Genomic DNA, 23784 nt, shown 5'->3' with positions numbered 1-23784 from the left:
CCGTTCATCTATCCGTGATGGACCGATGAACGGGAGAGAAACTGTCTGCAGTTTGATTCAAGAGGTATATTCCTGTCCACCGCAGCACAAATGGAGATCATGCCTGAAGGTCCGTCTCCCATCCGCCTCGTTTCGGGTCGCAAGGATCCTGAACAGGCCCTCGCAGTGATCCTCTCCAGCCTTGATGAATCCAAGGCCGAAGACATCCTGTCTATCGACTTGCGCGGCAAGTCCGCCCTTGCCGATTACATGGTCATCACATCCGGTCGCTCCCACAGACATGTCGGTGCCGTTGCTGATCGTCTCCTCCGAGACCTCAAGGACAACGGTTTTGGCAGTGCCAGCGTGGAAGGTCTGCCCAGCTGCGACTGGGTCCTGATCGACACCGGCGACATCATCGTTCACGTCTTCCGCCCGGAAGTCCGCGCATTCTACAATATCGAGAAAATGTGGGCAGCGGAAACAGACGACGATCTCTGATCCTGTCTGACAGACGGTTTCCATCATCTGGCCGCCACTAGCGGCCAGAGATCGGCGGAAGCCGTTGGGAAGTGAATGATGAAGCTTGTTATCAGTGCAATCGGACGGCAGAAGGCCGGTCCGGAAACGGATCTTGTCGCGCGTTACCTCGACCGGGCACAGAAGGCTGGCAGAGCGCTCGGTCTCAACGGGCCGGACATTCTCGAGTTTACCGAAAGCCGGGCGCGCAACACCCAGGAACGCAAGACACAGGAAGCCGAGCAGACCCTCGCGGCCCTGCCCGCAGGCGCCTTCATCGTTGCACTGGATGAGCATGGCAAGAACATGTCGAGCGAAGACTTCGCCAAACTGATCGACAGGGAACGCAATCAGGGCACGCCAGCCATGGCCTTCTGTCTTGGTGGCCCGGATGGTCACGGGCAGGCGCTGCTGGGTGCGGCCAGCGCCAAGCTGGCGCTCGGGGCCATGACATGGCCCCATCAGATTGCCCGCATCCTGCTTTCCGAGCAGATCTACCGCGCCATGACCATTCTTTCCGGCCATCCCTACCACCGCAGCTGACCACTCCGTCCAAAAGTCGACATAAAAGATCGCTATTTGCGGCTTTTTCCCTGTCAGACCGATTCCACCGGATCGGTCCTTGCACTAAATTGCAGGGAAACCAGCGCAACGGGTGATTCGAGTGCAAGACAGGGCCGCAGGCAAAAGACGGGGCAAGACAGCAGGCATGCAGGGACAGACCATGTCCCTTGCGCTTGCCGTTGCCCTGATGCTTCCGCCCGGCTTCGGCCCTACCGCCGCCGAGGAGACCCCCGCCTCGCCGCCAGAGGCTGCAGCCCCCGACCAGGCCTCTCAGCAAGGTGCAACCGCCGCTTCCGATGCAGAGGACCAGCCCGCCAAACCCGAGAAGACTGAAGCGGAGCTGCAGGCGGAACGCGCCCTTGAGGCACGGCTCAAGGCCCGCAAGGATCAGGAAGAGGTGCTGACCGAGCTCGAAGCAAGCATCGCGCTTTCCAAGCAGAAACAGGACGACCTGCGCAAGGAAGTCGCCCAGCTGAAATCCGACCGCGAAACCATCCAGAGCGACATGCTGGCAACAGGCGAGCGCATCACCACGCTGGAAGCATCCATCTCCACGCGCGAAGACCGCCTGAAAGTGCTGTTCTCCGATCAGACCGAACTCAAGGTTTCGCTGGCCGAGCAACGGGATTCCCTCTCTGAAATTCTCGCTGCCCTGCAGAGGATCGGCCGCAATCCGCCGCCGGCCCTTGTCATCCGGCCCAATGAGGCGCTCAACGCCGTCCGCTCCGCCATTCTGCTGTCCACGCTGGTGCCAGAGATCCGGGTCGAGGCCAATGCGCTGGCCACCCAGCTTTCCGAGTTGGTCCGCCTGCAAAAGGACATCGAGGACGAAAAGGGCGCCCTTCAGACTAACCTTGCCAAATTGCAGGAAGAGCAGGAGCGGCTTGACCTCCTCATCGCCAAGAAGAAGGCGCAGGAAGAGACCAGCATGCAAGCCGCACGCAAGGAGGAGGAGCGAACATCCGAACTCGCGGCCAAGGCCCGCACGCTCGAGCAGCTGATCAATGGCATGGAAAAAGAGATCGAAGCGGCCCGATTTGCCGTCAAGGAAGCCCAGGAGGCCGAGAAAAGAGCGCTTGAACGGGAAATCGAAACAAAAAAGCAGAAGATAGCCGCATTAAAAGATGCAGCCCGCCTTTCTCCTGCCATACCTTTTGTTAAGATGAAGGGACTTATGCATGTACCTGCCAATGGCGCCGTCATAAAAGGCTATGGCAGGAACGACGGATTTGGTGGCCAAACCAAGGGCATGTCCGTGGCAACGCGCATCGGCGCACAGGTCACGAGCCCGGCAGATGGCTGGATTGTATATGCAGGGCCCTTCCGGTCCTTCGGTAAACTCTTGATTATCAACGCCGGAGACGGCTACCATATCGTTCTGTCAGGCATGGACGAGATATACCCCGAAGTTGGCAGTTTTGTTTTGGCCAACGAGCCTGTAGGAAAGATGCAACAGACAAAACTGGCCTCAAGCGATCTAGTGGATGCAAACGCGACCCGGCCAGTGCTATATATTGAATTGAGAAAAGATGGTGTTGCGATCGATCCTTCACCATGGTGGACAGCAAATTTAAGGGAAAAGGCAGACGGATGATCCGTAAACTTTCACTATTGCTCATCGGCGCTCTCATGGGAGCAGGGCTGGTCGTAACCCTGTCAGTCACCTCATGGGAGACGACAGGCGTCGCCAATGCCGCCAGTTCGGACACCTATCGCCAGCTCAACCTGTTTGGCGACGTTTTCGAGCGCGTCCGGCGCGAGTATGTCGAAATCCCTGACGATGACAAACTGATTGCGTCGGCACTCAACGGAATGCTGACCTCTCTCGACCCGCATTCGAGCTACATGTCTCCGGACAGCTTCGAGGACATGACCGTTGAAACGCAGGGCGAATTCGGCGGTCTCGGGATTCAGGTCACCATGGACAAGGGCGTCGTCAAGGTCATCTCGCCGATGGATGACACACCAGCCCACGCCGCCGGCATTCTGGCCGACGACTATATCACCCATCTGGATGGCGAGCCGGTACGCGGCCTCACCCTCAACGAGGCTGTCGACAAGATGCGCGGCAAGGTTGGCACCAAAATCAAGCTGACCATCGTGCGCGAGAACGTCGAAAAGCCATTCGATGTGGAAATCACCCGCGAGATCATCAAGCTCAAGTCGGTCAAATTCAAGGCCTATGACGATATCGGCTACATCCGCCTCACCCAGTTCAACGGGCAGGCTTTTGCCGGTCTCACCGATGCCATCGACAGCCTTGAAAAGGAAATCGGCACCGACAAGCTCAAGGGCTACATTCTCGACCTGCGCTCCAACCCGGGCGGCCAGCTCGACCAGTCCATCGCAGTGGCCGACACCTTCCTTGATCAGGGCGAAATCGTCTCGACCCGCGGTCGTAACAAGGAAGAAGTCAAGCGCTACTATTCCCGCGCTGGCGATCTGGCCAAGGGCCTTCCGGTGGTCGTGCTGATCAACGGCGGCTCGGCTTCTGCCTCCGAAATTGTTGCTGGTGCACTGTCTGATCATCACCGCGCAACCCTCGTCGGCTCAAAGTCCTTCGGCAAGGGCTCGGTTCAGACCATCATCCCGTTGAGCAACAACGGTGCGATTCGCCTGACGACCGCTCGCTATTACACCCCGTCGGGCACCTCCATTCAGGCCAAGGGCATCGTTCCGGACATTTTCGTCAAGCAGGAACTGCCCGATGACCTGAAGGACAAGTTCCCGCAGCAGTCAACCACAGAGGCAACTCTGAAGGGGCATCTGGAAGCGGAAGGCGAAATGGCAACCGACGCCGAAGAAGTCCCGGCAGCGGACAACACGGAGCCAAAGGATGAGAAGGAAGCCTATTCTCCATCCTACGTTCCGACGGAAGCAGACAAGGACACCCAGCTGCAGTTTGCATTCAAGCTGATGCATGGTGAAATTGCCAATGACGCCTATCCTCCCAAAGGGGAAGACAAGTAGAACCATGGAAAGGGTGGGCTGAAAAGCCCACCTTGACCCTCTGTCGGGGAGACGGATCATGGCGGCGAGTGATCTGAGCAAGCCTTTGGGCCAGGACAAGAAGGAAGCAGCAGGCTTCAGCCGGATATTCATGTTCGGCTCGCTGGCCTTGCTTGCATCCATCGTAATCGGTTTGTCTTCCTTCATCTTTCTTGCCGACAATCCGGACGGTGGCCTGCCCACCAGCGAGGTTGACCTCAACGCAACCGTTGACCCCAACTCCCGCATTGGCGTTGCCGCCATCCGCCCCGGCATCAAACCGGGCATCCCGGAAACCGCCATGCCAGACGATCAGAAGCAAGGCGCCTCTTCCGAGCTGGCCAACGCCATACCGCAAAGCAATGATCTCAATAGCAATCCGGGCAATGATGCAGGCGGAGAAATCCGGGTGCTGGATCCGGCCGATCCGAGCCTCAATACGTCAGCCGATGCAAATGGCACGGCCGCCTATCAGGCCTTTGCCCGCCCGGTGAACACGGACGCCATCGCCGGTCTACCCAAGATCGCCATCATCATCGACGGCCTTGGTCTTTCCCAGACCACCACGGAAGAAGCCCTCACCCTGTTGCCGCCCGATATCACCCTGGCTTTCGCCCCCTATGGCAACAGCCTGTCACGCTGGACCACCCGCGCCCGCAGTCAGGGGCATGAACTGCTGATTCAGGTTCCAATGGAACCGTTTGACTATCCCAACAATGATCCCGGCCCGCACACACTGCTAACCTCTGCCAACCCCGAGGCGAACAAGGCCAACCTGCTGTGGGTGCTTGGTCGTTTCGAACAGTATGTCGGTGCCATCAACTACATGGGTGCCCGCTTTTCGTCAGATGAACTGGCTGGCTCGGAGTTCCTAAGCGAGTTGAAAAGCCGGGGCCTCCTCTATGTCGAAAACGGCTCCTCCGGCCGCAGTCGCCTCAACATCACGGCGGACAAGATGGGCATTCCGAACCTGCGTTCGGACCTCGTGATCGATTTCCGAGGCCGCCCGTCCGACATCGAAACCCGCCTTGTCCAGCTGGAATCCATCGCTCAGGAAGGCGGCATGGCGCTTGGTGTCGCCTCAGCCTTCCCCACCTCCATCAGATCCATTTCGGACTGGACCCAGTCCCTGCGTCAACGCGGCTTTGCGCTGGTTCCGGTTACCACTCTCCTGAAGCAATAAGGCATCCCCGATGGCTGAGAAAGAAAACCTGCCGTATCGCGATTGCGTCGGCATCTGCGTATTCAACAAGGACAACAAGGTCTGGATCGGCAATCGGCTCGGCGCCTCGGAACTGGAAGACAGCCACTATACCTGGCAAATGCCACAAGGCGGCATAGACAAGGGCGAGGAGCCTCTGGAAGCTGCGCTGCGCGAACTCTATGAGGAAACCTCCATCAAGAGCGTCAGCCTCATCAGGGAAGCCCCCCAGTGGCTGCACTATGATTTCCCCGATCATGTCGTCAAGGCTGGCAAGATCGGAAAATATCGCGGCCAGCGGCAGAGATGGTTCGCTTTCCGCTTCAAGGGAGAGGAATCCGAGATCGAGGTGATCAATCCGGGCGGTGGCGCGCACCCGCAGGAGTTCGAAGGCTGGCGTTGGGAAAGCCTTGACAGGACACCCGACCTGATCGTGCCGTTCAAACGTCAGGTCTACCTGTCCGTTCTGGATGCCTTCTCCGATCTGGCTGACTGACCCAATTCTCCACCAATAAAAAGGAGGTCACCGGATGTGACCTCCTGAGAGTTCGGGGAACTTTTGTTATCGTTGCTCGCTCACCAGCTAGCCGTTACGAATTTGATAGATGAATTTGTCGACTTCGATTTTCAGCATGTCCGACTGTTTGGCCAACTCCACAGCAGCCCCCATGACCTGTGTCGAGGCTGCAGCCGCTTCCTGCGAAGCTCTCGAGACCTGCTCGATATTTTCGTTCACCACCTCGGTGCCCTGAGCCGCATGGAAGATGCTGCCCGAAATTTCCTTGGTTGCGGCATTCTGCTCCTCCATCGCCGAGGCAATGGCCGCTGAAATCTCGTCCAGACTCTGGATGACATGGGAGACCTCATCCATTGAGGCAGACGCCTCCCTGGACGCACTCTGGATTTCACCGATCTGATTGGCAATTTCCTCGGTTGCCTTCGCCGTCTGCCCGGCAAGCGCCTTCACCTCGCCCGCCACCACGGCAAAGCCCCTGCCCGCCTCTCCGGCACGGGCGGATTCGATGGTGGCATTAAGCGCCAACAGGTTGGTCTGCTCGGCAATGCTGGAGATCATTTCCACCACCTTGCCGATCTTGGACGATGTTTCCGCCAGCATCGCCATCTGATGGGTGGTCCGCGTCACCTTGCCGGCTGCGTCACGGGCACATTTGGAGGCCTGCAACACCTGTTCGCTGATCTCGCCAATCGTGCTGGTCATCTCCTCAGTCGCAGAGGCAACAGTCTGAACATTACCAGAGGTCTGTTGCGAAGCAGCGGAAGCCTGCGTCACCTGTTTTTCTGTCCGCTCCGAGACATCAGCCATGGACTTCGCACTTGAATTCAACTCCGTCGACGCAGCAGATACGGTCTGCACGATGATCCCGACATGGGTATCGAATTCGTCGGCCATGGCAAGCATCATCTGCCGCTTCTCTTCCTCGGCACGCCGCTTCTGTTCTTCCTGCTCGGCCTCGAGTGCCCGCGCCCGAAGGGCGTTCTGCTTGAAGACCTCAACCGCCAAAGCCATGGCCCCAAGTTCATCCCCCCGTTCGGTGCCAGTCACCTGCACTTCCAGATCATTATGGGCGAGGCGTCCCATGATCGACGTCAGCGCGAGCACCGGCTTTGTGATGCCGCGAGCAATGAAGAAAGCGCCAATCAACCCTGCAGCGACCGCCAGCACGCCAACAGTCATGATCATCACCCTTAAGCCATCAATCTGCTGATTGACCTGCTGCCGGGTCGCGGCTTCCTCGGCCTTGGCAGACGCGGTAATGGCGCTTGCCGTTTTCATGATCTCCGAGGCACGGTCGTCGAGGGTCTCGGCGCGGATGCGTTCCTTTTCTTCAAGCGCATCGAACAGTTTCTGAAACGAGGAATGATAGAGCGCGGCATTCTTGATGGCCATTTCCAGCTTGAACTGAAGCTGGTCACCCAGACCGGCCCCACGCATCTGGATCAGCTGATTTTCCAGGTCACCCAGATTCTGCTCCACCTTGGAAGCCGCTTCTTTGGTTCCATCTGCCCAGACCTTCATCACTGACAATCGTGCCAAAAGCAGGCTCTCCTGTGCTTCCCCCACCTTGGAAAGAAGGGGCAGCTGACTGTTCGAATAGGCTGCGTCATGGACTTCGGACAAGGCGCCGGTGATAATGTCGCCAATTGGCGCGAGAATGTCATAGAGCAGGTGGTGCGATTGCTCTTTCAACTTGGTGATTTCAGTGAAACCCGCATTGTAGGTATCAAGACTGCTTTCGATTTTGTTGAGCATGGCAACACGGTCGGGCTTCTGAAGCTCACCTCGCGCCGTAACCATCAGCCCCTGCATGATGTCGAAAGAGGTATTATACTCGCGTTCAGAGGCCTTGGAGGCATCCGGGGTTACCGTGCCGACATATTCTCTCGCGGCCAACTGCACATCGACAATCGCTTTCTGCATTTCTTCAACCAGCAGTGCGTCCCCTGCCTTGTCACCGTAGAAGATCACACGATCTTCCAACCCCGAAAGTTGGAGCGTTCCATAGATCGCCAGGCCAGCCAGCAAGCACAGAACAATCGCAAAGCCGGAATAGATCCGCGTCCCGATCCTCAGACTGACCAACCGCGATGGAGACCGTTGCCCTGGATATGGCGACACCTCTTTCGGTGAGCCGAATTGATAAGCCCCTCCAACGAATTGTTCCGACATGCCTTGCTCCCCGGAATGAACACTTCTGGATGAAATGAGTTGTGTAACAACCCAAGGATTTGTTAGGCATGGTTAACAAAGCATTAATGATCTCTGAATTGAAAATTACATTCAAGTAAAGATCTGAATATAAACGTTAATTTTTATTGATATTTTGTTAAAAATGAATTTTGAGCACTAAAATACAATAACTATTCTTTCGGTTAAAACCATTACTGCCCAAAATGACTAGAATTATTATCAAGCAAACCGAAATAATTAATTTTTCAATCTGGATCCAACCATGTAAATATATCAAATTAGTAAGTTATTCTATAAATATATATTTAATATTATTTCTTCCTTTAAGTTGACGTTGATTCGGACCCAAGAGAAATTTCCCTGAAACAAAAAAAGGCTGCGCTTTGTGCGGCGCAGCCTCTTCGATGTAGCTTGCAATCAGGGACTACCCCTCTCGCACATGGTCAATGAAACGTTGTACTTCAGTCTTGAGGAAATCCGATTGCTTGGCCAACTCACTGGCAGCCTTCATTACATGGGACGAAGCAGTCGCTGCTTCCTGTGAAGCCCTTGAGACCGACGCAATGGAGTTGTCGACGATCTCCGTGCCCTGCGCTGCCTGATGAATGCTGTTTGAGATCTCACCAGTGGCAGCATTCTGCTGCTCCATGGCCGAGGCGATTGCTGCCGTGAACTCATCAAGCCGCTGGATCACCTGACTGACATCCTGCATCGAGACAGAGGCCTTTTCAGTTGCGGCCTGAATCTCGTTGATCTGCTGGGCAATCTCGTCGGTCGCCTTGGCCGTCTGGCCCGCCAGTGCCTTGACCTCACCAGCAACAACTGCGAACCCCTTGCCTGCCTCCCCGGCTCGGGCCGATTCTATGGTGGCATTGAGCGCGAGCAGATTGGTCTGTTCCGCGATCTGAGAAATCATCTCGACCACTTCGCCAATCTTGTTGGAGTTTGATGCCAGCAGTTCCATCATCTGGTTGGTGGCATCCACCTTCGAGACTGCTTCCCGTGCCGATTGGGAAGCCTGCTGAACCTGAACGCTGATTTCACCAATCGTGCTCGTCATTTCCTCGGTCGCAGTTGCAACCGTCTGCACGTTACCCGAAGTCTGGGCAGAAGCTGCAGAAGCTTCAGCCACCTGTCGCTCTGTCTGATCAGAAACATCAGACATGGATTTGGCACTGGAGCTCAGCTCTTCGGATGCTGAAGATACGGTATCGATGATGCTGCCAATGTGATCGTTGAAATCATCGGCCATTTTCCCCATCATCTCGCGCTTCTCAAGCTCTGTGCGTTTCTGATGTTCGATCTGCTCTGTCTCAAGCTCCTTGGTCCGGATCGCATTTTGCTTGAAGACTTCAACAGCAGATGCCATTTCGCCAAGCTCGTCACCCCGCTCCTTGCCAGGAACATCGACAGACAGGTTTTCGTTGGCCAGATCCTTCATCACACCCGTCAGGGTTACTACAGGCTTTGTGATGCCCCGCGAAATGACAAGTGCGCAACCAAGACCAATGGCAACAGCCACTGCGCTGGCGATCAGCAACAGAGTGTTGGTGTTGGTAAAATTGTCCATTACCGCCTTTTCGAGATCCGAGGTATCGCTGGCAACCGTAGACGCAATCTCTTCCGCGGCAGAAAGAATTTCCGTTGATCGCTGGTCCAACGTCTGCACCTGCAGTTTGTTTCGTTCCTCGATTGTATTGCGCAGCGTCTCGATTTCGCGCGAATAGTCGGCAATCCGCCGCGACAGTCCGGTTAACTCGCCCGCTAGTTCACTGGAAATCATGCTGCTGCGCAGCTTGTTGTCCGCAACGTTCAAATCCTCCAGATATGTGAAGGTTTCAGCAATCGTCTCAGCCCGGTTGTCATCAACAAATTTCATCAGGCTCAAGCGAGCCAGCAGCATGTTCTCTCGGATCTTGCCAGCATATTGGTTCAAAGAGGCATTGCCAGAGGAGGCGATGATCCGGTCGACCTGATCGATGCGCTGATTGATGTCGGTACCAATAGACGCAAGGGTGTCATAGACCAGCTTGTTTCTAAGCGTCATCAGTTCAACAAGGCGTTCGAAGCCCTGCTTGTAGTGGCCAAGATTCTGGTCAATCTGCTTCAAGAGGGCAACTCGATCAAATTGCTGAATTTCATCGTGAGCGGTTTCCATTATGCCGAGCAATGTTGAATAACGGTTTTCGAACCGCTCTGCATTCTTGTCCGTCGATGAAGACATGTATTCTCTCGCCGCCAACTGGATATTGAGCAGTTGGGTCTGGAGCTGCTTAGCGATGATCGCATCCCCGGAGAGATCACCATAGTGCGCGAAATTGGCATCCAGCTGCCGCAACCCCTGAATGGCTGTGAAGGCGAGCCCCGCAAGTATCATCAGAACCATCATGAATCCAATGACAATGCGGTGACCAATCTTCAGGCGCTTCAATCCCCGTGGTGCTTGCTTAAACGAACTCGGAGCTGGTTGACTTCCCCCGTTCGCGTAGAATGCTTCTTGGCTTATTGACATCTGTATTATCCTTCTGGAGCGTGCCCCTTCACGCCGTGATAAAGACCACCTCGTACAAAAGGATCAGAATTTTATGATTAACATATAATTAATTTTGAATAGATGCTAAATATCGGAAGTAATGGGAAGCATTACTACTAATAGAAAAATCGCTGATCACACCGGCAGTTACGAGAGAGCATGGTAAAAAGTGACAGGTAAAAATTTTTCCACAAATTATTAGCAATATTAAGTAGATAACCTGCACACAGAGATCAGCCCTGACAATAGTTACCCTGCCAAAACTACGCATTCCCACATGGTACTGAGTCGCAATAATTCCAAAAGAAAAGGGCCGCAAGTTCAATTACTTGCGACCCTTCATTCAATCGATTGAAACCAGCTCTATTGCGATACCGCAACCTTGATCTTCTGCAAACGAGCAAGCCTCAGCGTTGCTTCGTTTCGCTGATCGTCCGTCTCTGCATCAGCAACATCTTCTTCCGCATCCTTAATCAGCTGAGCCATTTTTTCGTGGTCCAGCTCTTCGACAGGAAGCGCCTGCTCGACAAGAATCTTGAGCCCGCTATCACTGACATCGGCAAAGCCACCGCGAACGTAGATATCGCGCTTGCTGCCATCTTCCAGTTCCGCTTCCAGAATTCCCGGAGCGATCGTGGAAATCAACGGAGCATGCTTGTCCAGCACAGTAAAGTAACCGTCAGAACCCGGAACCAGAACAGACACACAGGATTCGGACAGAACCAGTCTTTCAGGCGACACGAGTTCAAAACCAAAAGCTTGAGCCATGATGAATACCTACTTCCTTCCCCGCCGGAAAGACGCCGCTTAAGCGGCGTCTGCTGCGAGTTTCTGAGCTTTCTCGATGGCTTCGTCGATGGAACCAACCATGTAGAAGGCTGCTTCCGGAAGGTGGTCATATTCACCGTTAACGAGGCCCTTGAAGCTCTTCACCGTATCTTCCAGAGACACCAGCTTGCCCGGAGAACCGGTAAACACTTCGGCCACATGGAATGGCTGGCTGAGGAAACGCTCGATCTTGCGGGCGCGGGCCACGGCCATCTTGTCGTCTTCAGAAAGCTCATCCATGCCGAGAATGGCGATGATGTCCTGCAGAGCCTTGTAACGCTGCAGAATTTCCTGCACCTGACGAGCCACCTGATAGTGCTCCTCACCGATGATACGTGGATCAAGCATACGGGAGGTGGAGTCAAGCGGATCCACAGCCGGATAAATGCCCTTTTCAGAGATCGCACGGTTCAGCACCGTCGTTGCGTCAAGGTGGGCAAAGGACGTTGCCGGAGCTGGGTCGGTCAAGTCGTCGGCCGGCACGTAAATGGCCTGCACGGACGTAATCGAGCCCTTGGTCGTGGTGGTAATACGTTCCTGAAGCGCACCCATGTCGGTTGCCAGCGTTGGCTGATAGCCCACTGCCGAAGGAATACGACCCAGAAGCGCAGACACCTCGGAACCAGCCTGTGTGAAGCGGAAGATGTTGTCCACGAAGAACAGAACGTCCTGACCTTCATCACGGAAGTGTTCCGCAACCGTCAGACCGGACAGTGCCACGCGGGCACGGGCTCCGGGAGGCTCGTTCATCTGGCCATACACCAGCGCGCATTTGGAACCGGCACCGCCGCCTTCCTTGTTCACACCGGATTCGATCATTTCCCAGTAGAGGTCGTTACCCTCGCGGGTACGCTCACCCACACCGGCAAACACCGAGTAGCCACCATGGGCCTTGGCGATGTTGTTGATCAGTTCCATGATAAGAACCGTCTTGCCAACACCGGCACCGCCGAACAGGCCGATCTTGCCGCCCTTGGCGTATGGTGCAAGCAGGTCAACAACCTTGATGCCCGTTTCCAGAATCTCGCCTTCGGTGGACTGTTCCACGAAGGAAGGCGCTGGCTGATGGATTTCGCGGGTCAACGTGGTGCCAAGCGGGCCGGCTTCGTCAACAGGTTCGCCAACAACGTTGATGATTCGGCCCAGCATCGCGTCACCAACCGGTACGGCAATTGCCTTGCCGGTATCGGAGACGGACTGACCGCGAACCAGACCCTCGGTGCTGTCCATGGCAATGGTGCGAACGGTATTTTCGCCCATGTGCAAGGCAACCTCGAGAATGAGGCGCTGGCCGTTGTTATCCGTTACAAGTGCGTTCAAGATCGGTGGAAGTTCACCCTCGAACTGGACGTCCACAACAGCGCCGATAACCTGCGTGATACGTCCGGTAGCTGCTTCATTTGCTGCCATTCGTCTGTCCTCATCAATCGCCGTCAGAGCGCCTCAGCACCCGAGATGATTTCAATCAATTCACCTGTGATCTGTGCCTGGCGCTGACGGTTGTATGACAATTCCAACTTGCCAATCATATCGCCAGCATTGCGCGTTGCGTTATCCATTGCGGACATGCGTGCGCCCTGCTCAGAAGCACCGTTTTCAAGAAGCGCATGGTAGATTTGCACCGATACGTTTCTTGGCAGAAGATCCAGAAGGATTTCTTCTTCATCCGGTTCATAGTCATAGACTGCACCAGATGCGTGAGACCCGTCGCTCTCTTTCCCTTCAAAAACAGCCGGAATGATCTGCTGCGCAGTCGGCACCTGTGTCACCACAGACTGGAACTGGGCATAGAAGAGCGTGCAGACATCAAACTCGCCTTTCTCGAACTTGTTCAAGATCGGGCGACCGATGCGGACTTCGGCGTCAGAGAAGTGAATGGTCTTCAAATCGCGCATATCAACGACTTCGATGATATCCTTGCCGAATTCGCTCTTGAGTGCGTCAAACCCCTTGCTTCCGACGCAGATCATCTTGACTGTCTTGCCCGCAGCCTTGAGAGCCCGGGCCTTATCGCGCGCCTGGCGCGCGATAGAAGAGTTGAAGCCACCACAGAGACCACGTTCAGCCGTGCAGACCAGCAACAGATGGGTCTCATCGGAGCCGGTTCCAGCGAGCAGCTTCGGTGTCGATTCATCCATCGAACACCGGGCAGCAACGTTGGCCAGCACCTCACCCATACGCTCGGCATAAGGCCGCGCATTTTCCGCCGCGGACTGTGCGCGACGGAGTTTTGCGGCCGCCACCATCTGCATGGCTTTGGTGATCTTCTGAGTCGCCTTAACCGAGGCGATACGATTCTTGAGGTCCTTAAGGCTTGGCATGATAGCCTCCGTTCCCCGTCAGCCGGAAGTTAAGCAAAGTTCTTTGCAAAACCGTCGACCGCCGCCTTCAGTTTGGTTGTAATTTCGTCATCCAGAGCCTTCTTTTCGCGAATGGCATCCAGCACGTCCTTGTGCTCGTTGCGCATCACGGAAAGCAGACCTTGTTCAAACGCATGAACCTGATTGACTGCGATGGTGTCCAGATAACCGTTCACACCGGCGTAGATCACAGCGACCTGTTCTTCCACCTTGAGTGGCGAGAACTGCGGCTGTTTCAGAAGCTCGGTCAAACGGGCACCACGGTTCAGCAAACGCTGGGTGGTAGCATCAAGGTCGGAGCCGAACTGCGCGAACGCAGCCATTTCACGATACTGGGCCAATTCACCCTTAATCGGACCGGCAACCTGCTTCATGGCCTTGATCTGGGCCGACGATCCCACGCGGGACACCGACAGACCAACGTTCACGGCAGGGCGGACACCCTGATAGAACAGGTCGGTTTCCAGGAAGATCTGACCGTCGGTAATGGAAATCACGTTGGTCGGAATGAACGCAGACACGTCGTTGGCCTGGGTTTCGATGACCGGCAGAGCCGTCATGGAACCGGACCCGTTGTCTTCGTTCAGCTTCGCAGCGCGCTCCAGAAGGCGGGAATGCAGGTAGAACACGTCACCCGGATAAGCTTCACGTCCTGGCGGGCGGCGAAGCAGCAGGGACATCTGGCGATAGGCAACAGCCTGCTTGGTCAGATCATCATAGACCAGAAGGGAGTGCATGCCATTATCGCGGAAGAATTCACCCATCGCACAGCCGGCAAACGGAGCCAGATACTGCATCGGAGCAGGATCGGACGCGGTAGCAGCGACGATGATGGAATATTCAAGCGCACCGTTTTCTTCCAGCGTTTTCACGAACTGGGCAACGGTGGAGCGTTTCTGACCAACGGCCACATAAACGCAGTAGAGCTTTTCGCTTTCCGAACCGGTTTCGTTGATCGATTTCTGGTTCAGAATGGCATCAAGCGCAATCGCGGTCTTACCGGTCTGACGGTCGCCAATGATCAGCTCACGCTGGCCACGTCCAATCGGAATAAGCGCGTCAACGGCTTTCAGACCCGTCTGCATTGGTTCGTGCACGGATTTGCGCGGGATGATACCCGGCGCCTTCACGTCCACACGACGGCGTTCAGTGGCCTCGATCGGGCCTTTACCATCAATTGGGTTTCCAAGCGGATCAACGACACGGCCCAGAAGGCCCTTGCCGACAGGTACGTCAACGATGGCGCCGGTCCGTTTGACCACATCGCCTTCCTTAACGCCACGGTCATCGCCAAACAGCACGACGCCGACGTTGTCCATTTCAAGGTTGAGCGCCATACCGCGCATTCCACCAGGGAATTCCACCATCTCACCGGCCTGAACATTATCCAGACCATAGATGCGGGCGATACCGTCACCAACAGACAGAACCTGACCAACTTCGGAGACATGAGCGTCAGTACCGAAGTTTTTGATCTGCTCCTTGAGGATTGCGGAAATTTCCGCGGCCCGAATATCCATCAGCCGACCTCTTTCAGTGCAATCTTGAGCGAGTTGAGTTTTGTGCGCACAGATGAGTCAATCATCCGTGAGCCTACTTTTACTACAAGGCCACCCAGAATATCTGCATCGACCTTGGCATGAATTGCAATATCCTTGCCCAATGCTTCCTTGAGCGACGCCTTGAGCGCAGCCAGGTCGTCATCACCCAAAGGTTGAGCGGACGTGACTTCTGCCACTTGCTCACCGCGATGGACGGAAAGGATCTTGCGAAAAGCTTTGATTATACCCGGCAGGGAAAACAGCCGGCGGTTCTGAGCAACGACACGAACAAAATTCCCGACAATGCCAGACATTCCGATCTTGTCCAAAAGTGCTGAAACTGCAGCCAATTGCTCTTCAGCAGTGAAGACGGGGCTTTTGACAAGCCGCATGAAGTCTTCACTTTCATCCATAATGGCTTCAATACGCGCCAGATCAGCTTCTGCCGCATCAATTGCCTTTTCTTCGAGAGCGAGATCAAACAACGCGCGAGCGTAACGTTCGGCCACTCCTGAAACTTCTGAATTAGTATCTGTCACCTGGTTGCTCTCTGACATTTGGAGAATGCTCCCAACCTGTTATGCGAAAACATGAGCCAGCTAAAGCCCTTATCTCCCTTGGGAGTTCGTCTCATCTGTCCGGGGAGGTAAATCCCTGAAACCGCTAGCTCGTCTAGCACATGGAATGAGCATGCGCAACATTGCGGTTAGAGCCATAAGTCGTAAACCGTATCGCTATTACGGACTTGTGACCGCGTTCTACACAGCTTCATCTCTTCGCAGAAGCAATAAGATCACATGAAGGAAACCGGATCAATATCGACCTGCATACGTAGTGACCCTGCGATTTTGGGACTTTGCGCCAACCAGCTGCGCATCCACTGGGACAGCGGAAAAGCCCGTGGCGCGGTCACCAGCAACCGGAAGCGGAAACGCCCCCTGAGCACGGAAATCGGTGCTTCCGCAGGCCCAAGAACCCGCACGCCCTCCTCATGCGGAACGGCTCGCACCATCTCGCGCCCATAGGCCAGCGCAGCCTCGCGATGCTCGGAAGACAGAATCACCGCCGCCAGTCGCCCGAAAGGCGGCATACCTGCCTTACGACGTTGGTCCAACTCATATGTGTAAAACTCTTCCCGCTCCCCTTTCGCAAGCGCAGCAATGACCGGATGGTCCGGAACATAGCTCTGCAGCAGACCGCGTCCCTGCCCCTGTATGCGGCCAGCACGGCCGGTCACCTGCGCCAGAGTCTGGAACACCTTTTCGCCAGCCCGAAGGTCGCCATGGGCCAGCCCGAGGTCCGCATCGATGACGCCAACCAGCGTCATCGCCGGGAAGTTGTGCCCCTTGGCCACCAGCTGCGTGCCGATGACAATATCTGCCTGACCGGACGAGATAAGCTCCAGTTCGGCCCGCAATTGCTGCACCCCGTGGATAAGGTCGCTCGACAGGATGACGATTCTGCGATCCGGCCAGCGACTGGCCGCCTCTTCGGCAATTCGCTCAACGCCCGGGCCGCAGGCAACAAGGCTGTGTTCATCGCCACAATGGGGACAGGTCGGCGGAACCGGCTCCGAATGTCCGCAGTGATGGCAGACCAGTTGCTTGCGGAACCGGTGTTCAACCAGCCATGTGGAACAGTTCGGGCACTGGAACCGATGCCCGCAGGTGCGACATAGAGTCAGCGGCGCATAGCCGCGCCGGTTAAGGAACAACAGGCTCTGCTGTCCCGCCTCGATCGTTTCATTAACGGCATCAATCAGAATCGGCGACAGCCAACTGCCCTTTTCGGGCGGATTGACCCGCATGTCTATCAGGGAAATGTCCGGCATCGACTGGCCACCATAGCGACTTGGTAGCCGAATATGGCGATAACGCCCCTGATCGGCGTTGTTGCGGCTTTCAACCGACGGGGTCGCACTGGCCAGAATGACGGGAAAGCCGGAAAGGTGGCCCCGCACCACCGACATGTCCCGCGCATTGTAGATGACGCGGTCCTCCTGCTTGTAGGCACCGTCATGCTCTTCGTCCACCACGATAAGGCCAAGATTCCCGAACGGCAGCATCAGCGACGACCGCGCGCCCACGACCACCTGCACCTCGCCGGTGGCCACCCCGCGCCAGACCAGATTCTTGTAGCGTTGCGCCTGCCCGGAGTGCCATTCCCCCGGCCGCACACCGAACCGGCTTTCAAAACGGGTCAGAAAGGCATCCGTCAGAGCAATTTCGGGGACCAGAATCAGCACCTGCCGTTCCTGCCGCAAGGCCTCGGCCACCGCCTCGAAATAGACCTCGGTCTTGCCCGATCCGGTCACCCCGTCCAGCAGCACGGTTTCAAAGCCGCGCGCCGCGACGATCTGACGGATCTCATCGGCTGCTGCGGCCTGTATCGCATTGAGATCTGGCGGCGCAAAATCGGCCTGCGGAGCCGCCATGAGGGCCGGTGGCGGCAATTCGCACGGCGACAGTGTGCCGCCCTTCACCAGACCGTCAATCACCGACGCCGAGACGCCTGCCCGCTCGGCGATGGCTGCCTTGGTCTCGGCCAAGCCGCCTTCCATCACCTCCAGAACCCGCTCCCGCGCCTTCGTCAGGCGTTCGGGCGGCGTGCCTGTCAGACGCAGCGCAGACACCGCCCTTGGCGGCAACAGAGCCTCTTCGCCGCGCAGCACCATACGCAACACCATGCCCCGCTGCGCCAGCGTATATTGGGCAATCCAGTCCACGAACTTGCGGAAGTCGTCGGACAGGCAGACATCCGGATAGACCGCCTCAACATCCTTGAGGCGGGCTTCGTCGGAAAATTCGCTTGGATCATCCCAGACCACCCCCAGCACGGAGCGCGGCCCCAGCGGCACCCGGACCACCTGCCCCGGCACCAGCCTGTCAGCAAACCGCGTCGCCGCGTCGTCATCAAACAGCGAGGGCGAATCAGCGGGCACCCGGTAGCTGTAACAGCTATCCACATAGACCGGGACAAGAACTGACACAATTTGGCTCGTTGACGACAAGATGATCCCTTTTCCTTCATCAAGGATGCAAATAAGTTGACTTCACCTTAGATGCGGGCTGACGACCCCCGAACTATGGTTTAATGAACATATCGTACCCCGGCCGCGATTTCCAAACCGGTTGTCGCGCTCACATGGCTAACGGAAACGGAGCACGAAAGACAATGAAATTCTTCGTCGATACTGCCGAAACCAAAGATATCCGCGAACTGGCATCCACGGGCCTGATCGACGGTGTGACCACCAACCCGTCGCTGATCGTCAAATCCGGCCGCGATTTCAAGGAAGTCATCGCTGAAATCTGCGAAATCACCGACGGCCCTGTTTCTGCTGAAGTGACCGCGCTGGAACACAGCCAGATGATGGCTGAAGCCAAGGAACTGCTCAAGATTGCAAACAACATTGCCATCAAGGTTCCCCTGACCATCGACGGCCTGAAGACCTGCAAGGCCTTGACCGACAATGGCCACATGGTCAACGTGACCCTCTGCTTCTCTGCCAACCAGGCGCTTCTGGCTGCAAAGGCCGGTGCAACCTTCATTTCTCCATTCATTGGCCGTCTCGACGACCTCAACATCGATGGCATGGAACTGATCGAGGACATCCGCACCATCTATGACAACTACGGTTTCGAAACAGAAATTCTGGCTGCGTCCATCCGCAACGCCAACCATGTCAAGGAATGCGCCCTTGCCGGTGCCGACGTTGCAACGATCCCGCCGTCCGTCATCAAGGGTCTGGTCAACCATGCCCTGACCGACAAGGGCCTCGAAGCCTTCATGAAAGACTGGGCAACCACCGGCCAGTCCATCCTCTAGGCCAGCCTTCAGGCCCGATCCGGGCAGGGTCCGGCCTGCCGGATCGCCTGTGCAGAACACGACCCCGATGCCGAACCCTTCGGTATCGGGGTTTTTGATTCGCCGCTGTGAAAGGCCTTGAGCAAGCGCCCTGCACCATCCCGTGCCTTTTGACGGATCGGGCGAACTGGATTACGCTTCGCCCATCCAGAAGCCATCGCGCCGCCTTGCAGCGCATGGCAAGGACAGCCCCCATCGGCCGCCTGAAACCAAACACTCCGGAACACGCATGCCCAAACTGCAGCCGGGGGATGATGCCCCCCTGATCATCGCAACGCCCGCCCTGCGCCAGAAGCAGCAAGGCTGGCTCAAGAGCCTTGGCAACGAGCGCCGCCTCTCTGAGGCCACGCTGGAGGCCTATGACCGCGATCTCGATCAGTTCTTCTCCTTCCTCACCCGGCACATGGGCGAGGTATCCGACCTTGGCCATTTCCCGCAGCTTCGGCCCGCAGACATTCGGGCTTTCATGGCCCAACGCCGGCGACAGGGCACCGGCTCGCGCTCGCTGGCACGTGGCATGGCGGGCATCCGCTCCTTCGTGCGTTATCTGGAAGAACAGGGGCTTGCGACCACCGCGCCCTTCAACGCGATCCAGACGCCGAAATATTCCCGCTCCCTGCCCAAACCCCTCAGCATGGAAAAGGCCGCACAGCTGGTGGACCCAGGCGAATCTCTCGCCATGGAGCCCTGGGTTGCGGCGCGCGACAGCGCCGTCATGCTGCTGCTCTACGCAGTGGGCCTGCGCATTTCTGAAGCCCTCGCCCTCACCCCATCAACCGCCCCCCTGCCCGGACAGGACGCCATGACCATAACCGGCAAGGGCGGCAAACAGCGCCGCCTGCCGGTGCTGCCCATCGTGCAGTCATCCCTGCAGCACTATCTTTCGCTTTGCCCGTTCGAGCTGGAACCGGACAGCAGCCTGTTTCGCGGCGTCCGCGGCGGCCCGCTCAGCCCGCGCATTGTCCAGAAGACGATTGCCGCCATGCGAGGCGCTCTCGGGCTGCCGGACAGTGCCACCCCACACGCCTTGCGCCATTCCTTTGCCACGCATCTGTTGGCCAACGGTGGCGACTTGCGCACAATTCAGGAGCTGCTTGGCCACGCCAGCCTGTCGACCACTCAGGCCTATACCGAAGTAGAAATGTCCGAACTTATGTCCATCTACCAGAAGGCACACCCGCGATCGTAACTATTATAGATAGTATCGAAGGGTATAAGCACATTTACCAAGGATGATTGCGCGAATCAAAAACTCTGAAAATCTAAATAAATTCAACAATCGAGATGCGTTTTCATTAGAATTGATGGTAATGTGTCTTAACAACCGCGTAACATTTTGGCGTTATACTTGAGATAAAGTGTCACATAGCCTAGAGTAATTACTTACGTTGGCATTCAAACGATATATCGGAGGATAGAATGGTATATCGCGCCGTAGTGTTCGCGCTGCTCACCCTGTTCATGACGCCACTGGCTCATGCAGGCAAATGCGTTGACTCGCAGACTCTTGGTACGTGGGACAATCCCTTTGCAGGAGATCGTTATGATCTCACACGGCTTGAGATCAAGGAGATCTGCAACGCCCATACGGTTCCTCACATTCAGGTCAAGGCCTACACAGCCTGTGCGCCCCGCGACTGCACCTGGGGACGTTCCATCGCCCATCAAAGCAGTTCCACCAGCCTGACCGTCAGCTACAACACATTCTTTGCCCGCCGCACCGTAACAGTATCGATCAACGGCAAACGCATGGACGCCGTCGTCTATGATGACTTCCACGACCCCAAGAAGCCCAACACCCAGCGGTCTTTCGTGCTCTGGCGCAAATAGGCACCTTGCCTTTTAACGACCGCATGAAACTCCGACGCTGACAACAATCCAGTCAGTCCAGATTGGCAAAACAAAAGGCCGCTCCCCGAAGAGGCGGCCTCTGTCTTTTGTCAGTATCGACCAGATCCTACATATGGATCGGGCGCTTGTCGACGGCCAGAGCCGCTTCCTTGACCGCCTCAGACAGCGTCGGATGGGCATGGATTGTCCGCGCCAGATCTTCTGCAGAGCCAGAGAAGGCCATCAGAACCGATGCCTCGTGGATCATTTCGCCGACACCGGCACCGATCATGTGAACACCGAGCACCTTGTCCGTCGTCTTGTCCGCAAGGATCTTGACGAAGCCTTCCGTATGGCGCTGGGCCTTGGCGCGACCATTGGCCGTGAAGGGGAATTTGCCGACATTATAGTCGATACCGGCTTCCTTGAGCTGCTCTTCGGTCTTCCCGATGACAGCGATCTCCGGCATGGTGTAGACCACACCCGGCACCAGATTATAGTCCACATGCCCCGCCTGACCGGCCAGAATTTCAGCCAGTGCCACGCCGTCGTCTTCAGCCTTGTGCGCCAGCATCGGGCCAGCAATCACGTCGCCGATGGCATAGATGCCGTCAACGCTGGTCTTGAAATGACCATCGGTTGCCACACGGCCCCGCTCATCGAGCGCCACGCCAACTTCGGCCAGCCCCAGACCTTCGGTATAGGGACGACGGCCAATAGCCACCAGCACGATGTCCGCTTCCAGCTCAGAGGCTTCCCCGCCCTTGGCAGGTTCCAGCGTGACCTTGACACCCTTCTTGTGCTTTTCAACGCCCGTCACCTTTGTGCCAAGCTTGAAGTCGAAGCCCTGCTTCTTGAAGATGCGCTGGGCGTTCTTGACCACTTCGCCATCCATGCCCGGCAGGATCCGGTCGAGGAACTCGACAACCGTCACTTCGGAGCCGAGACGGCGCCAGACCGAGCCAAGCTCAAGCCCGATGACACCGGCACCGACCACAACCAGTTTGCCCGGGACCTTGTCCAGTTCCAGCGCGCCGGTAGAGGAAACCACATGCTTCTCGTCAATCTCGACGCCCGGCAGTGGTGCCACGTCCGAACCGGTGGCAATCACGATCGCCTTGGCCTCAACAGTCTGGACGTCCCCGGTTTCCGGGGTCACTTCGACCTTGCCGGCAGCAACAATTTTGCCTGCGCCGTGGAAGACATCGATCTTGTTCTTCTTGAACAGGAAGTCGACACCGCCAACATTGCTGGCGATCACATCATCCTTGTGGCCCATCATGGCTTTCAGATCGAGGCTCGGCTTGCCGACCTTGATGCCCATGTTTTCGAAATCATGACCCGCTTCCTCGAACAGTTCCGAGGCGTGCAGCAGGGCCTTGGAGGGAATACAGCCAACATTCAGGCAAGTCCCACCATGGGTGCTGCGTTTTTCGACAACGGCAACCTTCATGCCCAGCTGTGCGGCACGAATCGCGCAGACATAACCGCCAGGACCCGTACCGATCACGACCATATCGTATGACATTTCATTCACTCCCGAAGAATGCTGGATAGATGGAGCGTTTGTGCAACCAAACAGGTAAATAAAAACGGGGCGCAAAGACCCCGTTTTGCAATATTCTCTGGATTAGATATCCATGACGAGGCGTTGAGGATCCTCAAGGCTCTCCTTGACGCGAACCAGGAAGGTCACCGCTTCCTTGCCATCAACGATGCGATGGTCATAGGACAGGGCCAGATACATCATCGGACGGATCACGATCTGACCGTTACGGACGACCGGACGGTCCTCGATGCGGTGCATGCCCAGAATACCGGACTGCGGTGCATTGAGGATAGGCGTTGACATCATGGAGCCATAGACACCGCCGTTGGAAACGGTGAAGGTGCCACCCTGCATTTCCTCGATGGTCAGCTGACCGTCGCGGGCACGACGCCCGAATTCGGCAATGGCCTTCTCGATTTCCGCCAGCGACATCTTGTCGGCATCACGGACAACCGGAACGACCAAACCGCGCGGAGACCCCACGGCAACGCCCAGATGAACGAAATGCTTGTAGATGATGTCCGTGCCATCGATCTCGGCGTTGACAGCGGGAATTTCTTCCAGAGCCTTGCAGATCGCCTTGGCAAAGAAGCCCATGAAGCCCAGACGGACGCCATGTTTCTTCTCGAACAGATCCTTGTACTGCTTGCGCATGTCCATCACGGCCGACATGTCCACGTCGTTGAACGTGGTCAGCATCGCAGCAGTGCTCTGCGCATCTTTCAGGCGGCGGGCAATGGTCTGGCGCAGCTTGGTCATGCGAACCCGCTCTTCACGGGCAGCATCGTCTGGTGCAGAAGCCGGACGGTTGGCCACCGGCGCAGGCTGAGCCCCGACAGGAGCCGTTGCACCAGCAGCGATGGCATTGATCACGTCACCCTTGAGGACCTGACCGCGCACGCCGGAACCAGCCACAGAAGCAGGATCAACCTTCTTCTCGGCCATCATCTTGGCAGCACTCGGTGCCGGAGGCATGGAGGTCGGAGCAGCCGGAGCAGCAACGGGCGCCGGAGCAGGAGCCGTTTCCTTCTTTGGAGCCGGCGCCGCCGCAGCAGCCCCTTCGCCTTCCAGCAGCATGGCCAGAAGCGCACCAACTTCAACCGTTTCCCCTTCAGCGGCGACAATATCGCCAAGAGTGCCAGAGACCGGAGCTGGCACCTCGATGGTTACCTTGTCGGTTTCCAGCTCGACGAGCGGCTCATCGGCCTGAACCGCATCACCGGTTGCCTTGAACCATTGACCGATGGTCGCTTCGGTCACTGATTCGCCCAGTGTAGGGACTTTGATTTCCGTAGCCATTTGGTTATCTCACATT

At 56.6% G+C, this 23784-nt stretch carries 19 protein-coding genes; 9 read left to right on the top strand and 10 right to left on the bottom strand.

Annotated elements, in window-relative coordinates; genetic code table 11:
• Positions 1-99: 99 nt before the first annotated feature.
• The 6 genes from rsfS to DSL70_RS02345 all read left to right on the top strand — a co-directional run bounded on the left by rsfS (position 100) and on the right by DSL70_RS02345 (position 5747).
• Positions 100-480, top strand: coding sequence for a ribosome silencing factor (rsfS, locus tag DSL70_RS02370; RefSeq protein ID WP_245418069.1), 381 nt, complete (start codon positions 100-102; stop codon positions 478-480).
• 75 nt (positions 481-555) lie between these two features.
• Positions 556-1041 carry a 23S rRNA (pseudouridine(1915)-N(3))-methyltransferase RlmH gene (gene rlmH / locus DSL70_RS02365; protein WP_342635277.1) on the top strand — a complete coding sequence of 162 codons (486 nt, stop codon included), beginning with the start codon at positions 556-558 and terminating at the stop codon, positions 1039-1041.
• A 166-nt stretch (positions 1042-1207) separates the two neighbouring features.
• On the top strand, positions 1208-2656 hold the full coding sequence (locus DSL70_RS02360; RefSeq protein WP_119306262.1) for a murein hydrolase activator EnvC family protein: 1449 nt from the start codon (positions 1208-1210) through the stop codon (positions 2654-2656).
• Entirely contained in the window at positions 2653-4032 is a 1380-nt protein-coding gene (locus DSL70_RS02355; RefSeq protein WP_119306261.1) for a S41 family peptidase, read from the top strand. Before DSL70_RS02360 ends, DSL70_RS02355 begins: the two co-directional genes overlap by 4 nt.
• 58 nt (positions 4033-4090) lie before the next feature.
• A complete protein-coding gene (locus tag DSL70_RS02350; protein WP_119306260.1) occupies positions 4091-5233 on the top strand; it encodes a divergent polysaccharide deacetylase family protein in 1143 nt (380 codons plus the stop codon).
• A 10-nt stretch (positions 5234-5243) separates the two neighbouring features.
• A complete protein-coding gene (locus tag DSL70_RS02345) occupies positions 5244-5747 on the top strand; it encodes an RNA pyrophosphohydrolase (RefSeq protein WP_119306259.1) in 504 nt (167 codons plus the stop codon).
• An 87-nt stretch (positions 5748-5834) separates the two neighbouring features.
• On the opposite strand, the gene DSL70_RS22705 is transcribed toward DSL70_RS02345, so the two are convergent.
• The 8 genes from DSL70_RS22705 to DSL70_RS02305 form a co-directional block, all read right to left on the bottom strand.
• A complete protein-coding gene (locus tag DSL70_RS22705) occupies positions 5835-7940 on the bottom strand; it encodes a methyl-accepting chemotaxis protein (protein ID WP_119306258.1) in 2106 nt (701 codons plus the stop codon).
• Between the two features lie 445 nt (positions 7941-8385).
• Complete coding sequence (locus tag DSL70_RS02335) at positions 8386-10338, bottom strand: methyl-accepting chemotaxis protein (protein WP_162916287.1); 1953 nt, start codon at positions 10336-10338, stop codon at positions 8386-8388.
• A gap of 519 nt (positions 10339-10857) precedes the next feature.
• The gene (locus DSL70_RS02330; protein WP_119306256.1) at positions 10858-11262 is read right to left on the bottom strand and encodes a F0F1 ATP synthase subunit epsilon; all 405 of its coding nucleotides are present in this window, start codon (positions 11260-11262) and stop codon (positions 10858-10860) included.
• A gap of 39 nt (positions 11263-11301) precedes the next feature.
• Complete coding sequence (atpD, locus tag DSL70_RS02325) at positions 11302-12732, bottom strand: F0F1 ATP synthase subunit beta (protein WP_119306255.1); 1431 nt, start codon at positions 12730-12732, stop codon at positions 11302-11304.
• A 23-nt stretch (positions 12733-12755) separates the two neighbouring features.
• Positions 12756-13643, bottom strand: coding sequence for a F0F1 ATP synthase subunit gamma (locus DSL70_RS02320; protein ID WP_119306254.1), 888 nt, complete (start codon positions 13641-13643; stop codon positions 12756-12758).
• Positions 13644-13672: 29 nt separating this feature from the next.
• The gene (gene atpA / locus DSL70_RS02315; protein WP_119306253.1) at positions 13673-15202 is read right to left on the bottom strand and encodes a F0F1 ATP synthase subunit alpha; all 1530 of its coding nucleotides are present in this window, start codon (positions 15200-15202) and stop codon (positions 13673-13675) included.
• Positions 15202-15762 carry a F0F1 ATP synthase subunit delta gene (locus DSL70_RS02310; protein WP_162916327.1) on the bottom strand — a complete coding sequence of 187 codons (561 nt, stop codon included), beginning with the start codon at positions 15760-15762 and terminating at the stop codon, positions 15202-15204. The genes atpA and DSL70_RS02310 overlap by 1 nt, the downstream gene beginning before the upstream one ends.
• A 254-nt stretch (positions 15763-16016) precedes the next feature.
• Positions 16017-18233, bottom strand: coding sequence for a primosomal protein N' (locus DSL70_RS02305; protein WP_280955328.1), 2217 nt, complete (start codon positions 18231-18233; stop codon positions 16017-16019).
• A 164-nt stretch (positions 18234-18397) separates the two neighbouring features.
• Here DSL70_RS02305 and fsa point away from each other — a divergent pair, with 164 nt between their 5' ends.
• The 3 genes from fsa (at position 18398) to DSL70_RS02290 (ending at position 20920) form a co-directional block, all read left to right on the top strand.
• On the top strand, positions 18398-19051 hold the full coding sequence (gene fsa, locus DSL70_RS02300; RefSeq protein ID WP_119306250.1) for a fructose-6-phosphate aldolase: 654 nt from the start codon (positions 18398-18400) through the stop codon (positions 19049-19051).
• A gap of 268 nt (positions 19052-19319) precedes the next feature.
• A complete protein-coding gene (locus tag DSL70_RS02295; RefSeq protein WP_119306593.1) occupies positions 19320-20279 on the top strand; it encodes a tyrosine recombinase XerC in 960 nt (319 codons plus the stop codon).
• Between the two features lie 230 nt (positions 20280-20509).
• The gene (locus DSL70_RS02290; protein ID WP_119306249.1) at positions 20510-20920 is read left to right on the top strand and encodes a hypothetical protein; all 411 of its coding nucleotides are present in this window, start codon (positions 20510-20512) and stop codon (positions 20918-20920) included.
• A 127-nt stretch (positions 20921-21047) separates the two neighbouring features.
• Here the strand turns inward: DSL70_RS02290 and lpdA are convergent, their stop codons facing one another.
• Positions 21048-22448 carry a dihydrolipoyl dehydrogenase gene (lpdA, locus tag DSL70_RS02285; protein ID WP_119306248.1) on the bottom strand — a complete coding sequence of 467 codons (1401 nt, stop codon included), beginning with the start codon at positions 22446-22448 and terminating at the stop codon, positions 21048-21050.
• Positions 22449-22550: 102 nt separating this feature from the next.
• Complete coding sequence (odhB, locus tag DSL70_RS02280) at positions 22551-23768, bottom strand: 2-oxoglutarate dehydrogenase complex dihydrolipoyllysine-residue succinyltransferase (protein WP_119306247.1); 1218 nt, start codon at positions 23766-23768, stop codon at positions 22551-22553.
• Positions 23769-23784 lie beyond the last annotated feature (16 nt).

The sequence above is a fragment of the Cohaesibacter haloalkalitolerans genome, from assembly GCF_003574655.1.
Classification (GTDB): Bacteria; Pseudomonadota; Alphaproteobacteria; order Rhizobiales; family Cohaesibacteraceae; genus Cohaesibacter; species Cohaesibacter haloalkalitolerans.
Note: the sequence above shows the minus strand (reverse complement) of the source record. Positions and strands in the feature narration are given on the sequence as shown.

Bases quoted from the DNA above. Each gene is read 5' to 3' on its own strand.
- rsfS (WP_245418069.1), top strand. From the start codon at position 100: ATGCCTGAAGGTCCGTCTCCCATCCGCCTCGTTTCGGGTCGCAAGGAT.
- rlmH (WP_342635277.1), top strand. From the start codon at position 556: ATGATGAAGCTTGTTATCAGTGCAATCGGACGGCAGAAGGCCGGTCCG.
- DSL70_RS02360 (WP_119306262.1), top strand. From the start codon at position 1,208: ATGCAGGGACAGACCATGTCCCTTGCGCTTGCCGTTGCCCTGATGCTT.
- DSL70_RS02355 (WP_119306261.1), top strand. From the start codon at position 2,653: ATGATCCGTAAACTTTCACTATTGCTCATCGGCGCTCTCATGGGAGCA.
- DSL70_RS02350 (WP_119306260.1), top strand. From the start codon at position 4,091: ATGGCGGCGAGTGATCTGAGCAAGCCTTTGGGCCAGGACAAGAAGGAA.
- DSL70_RS02345 (WP_119306259.1), top strand. From the start codon at position 5,244: ATGGCTGAGAAAGAAAACCTGCCGTATCGCGATTGCGTCGGCATCTGC.
- DSL70_RS22705 (WP_119306258.1), bottom strand. From the start codon at position 7,940: ATGTCGGAACAATTCGTTGGAGGGGCTTATCAATTCGGCTCACCGAAA.
- DSL70_RS02335 (WP_162916287.1), bottom strand. From the start codon at position 10,338: ATGATACTTGCGGGGCTCGCCTTCACAGCCATTCAGGGGTTGCGGCAG.
- DSL70_RS02330 (WP_119306256.1), bottom strand. From the start codon at position 11,262: ATGGCTCAAGCTTTTGGTTTTGAACTCGTGTCGCCTGAAAGACTGGTT.
- atpD (WP_119306255.1), bottom strand. From the start codon at position 12,732: ATGGCAGCAAATGAAGCAGCTACCGGACGTATCACGCAGGTTATCGGC.
- DSL70_RS02320 (WP_119306254.1), bottom strand. From the start codon at position 13,643: ATGCCAAGCCTTAAGGACCTCAAGAATCGTATCGCCTCGGTTAAGGCG.
- atpA (WP_119306253.1), bottom strand. From the start codon at position 15,202: ATGGATATTCGGGCCGCGGAAATTTCCGCAATCCTCAAGGAGCAGATC.
- fsa (WP_119306250.1), top strand. From the start codon at position 18,398: ATGAAATTCTTCGTCGATACTGCCGAAACCAAAGATATCCGCGAACTG.
- DSL70_RS02295 (WP_119306593.1), top strand. From the start codon at position 19,320: ATGCCCAAACTGCAGCCGGGGGATGATGCCCCCCTGATCATCGCAACG.
- DSL70_RS02290 (WP_119306249.1), top strand. From the start codon at position 20,510: ATGGTATATCGCGCCGTAGTGTTCGCGCTGCTCACCCTGTTCATGACG.
- lpdA (WP_119306248.1), bottom strand. From the start codon at position 22,448: ATGTCATACGATATGGTCGTGATCGGTACGGGTCCTGGCGGTTATGTC.
- odhB (WP_119306247.1), bottom strand. From the start codon at position 23,768: ATGGCTACGGAAATCAAAGTCCCTACACTGGGCGAATCAGTGACCGAA.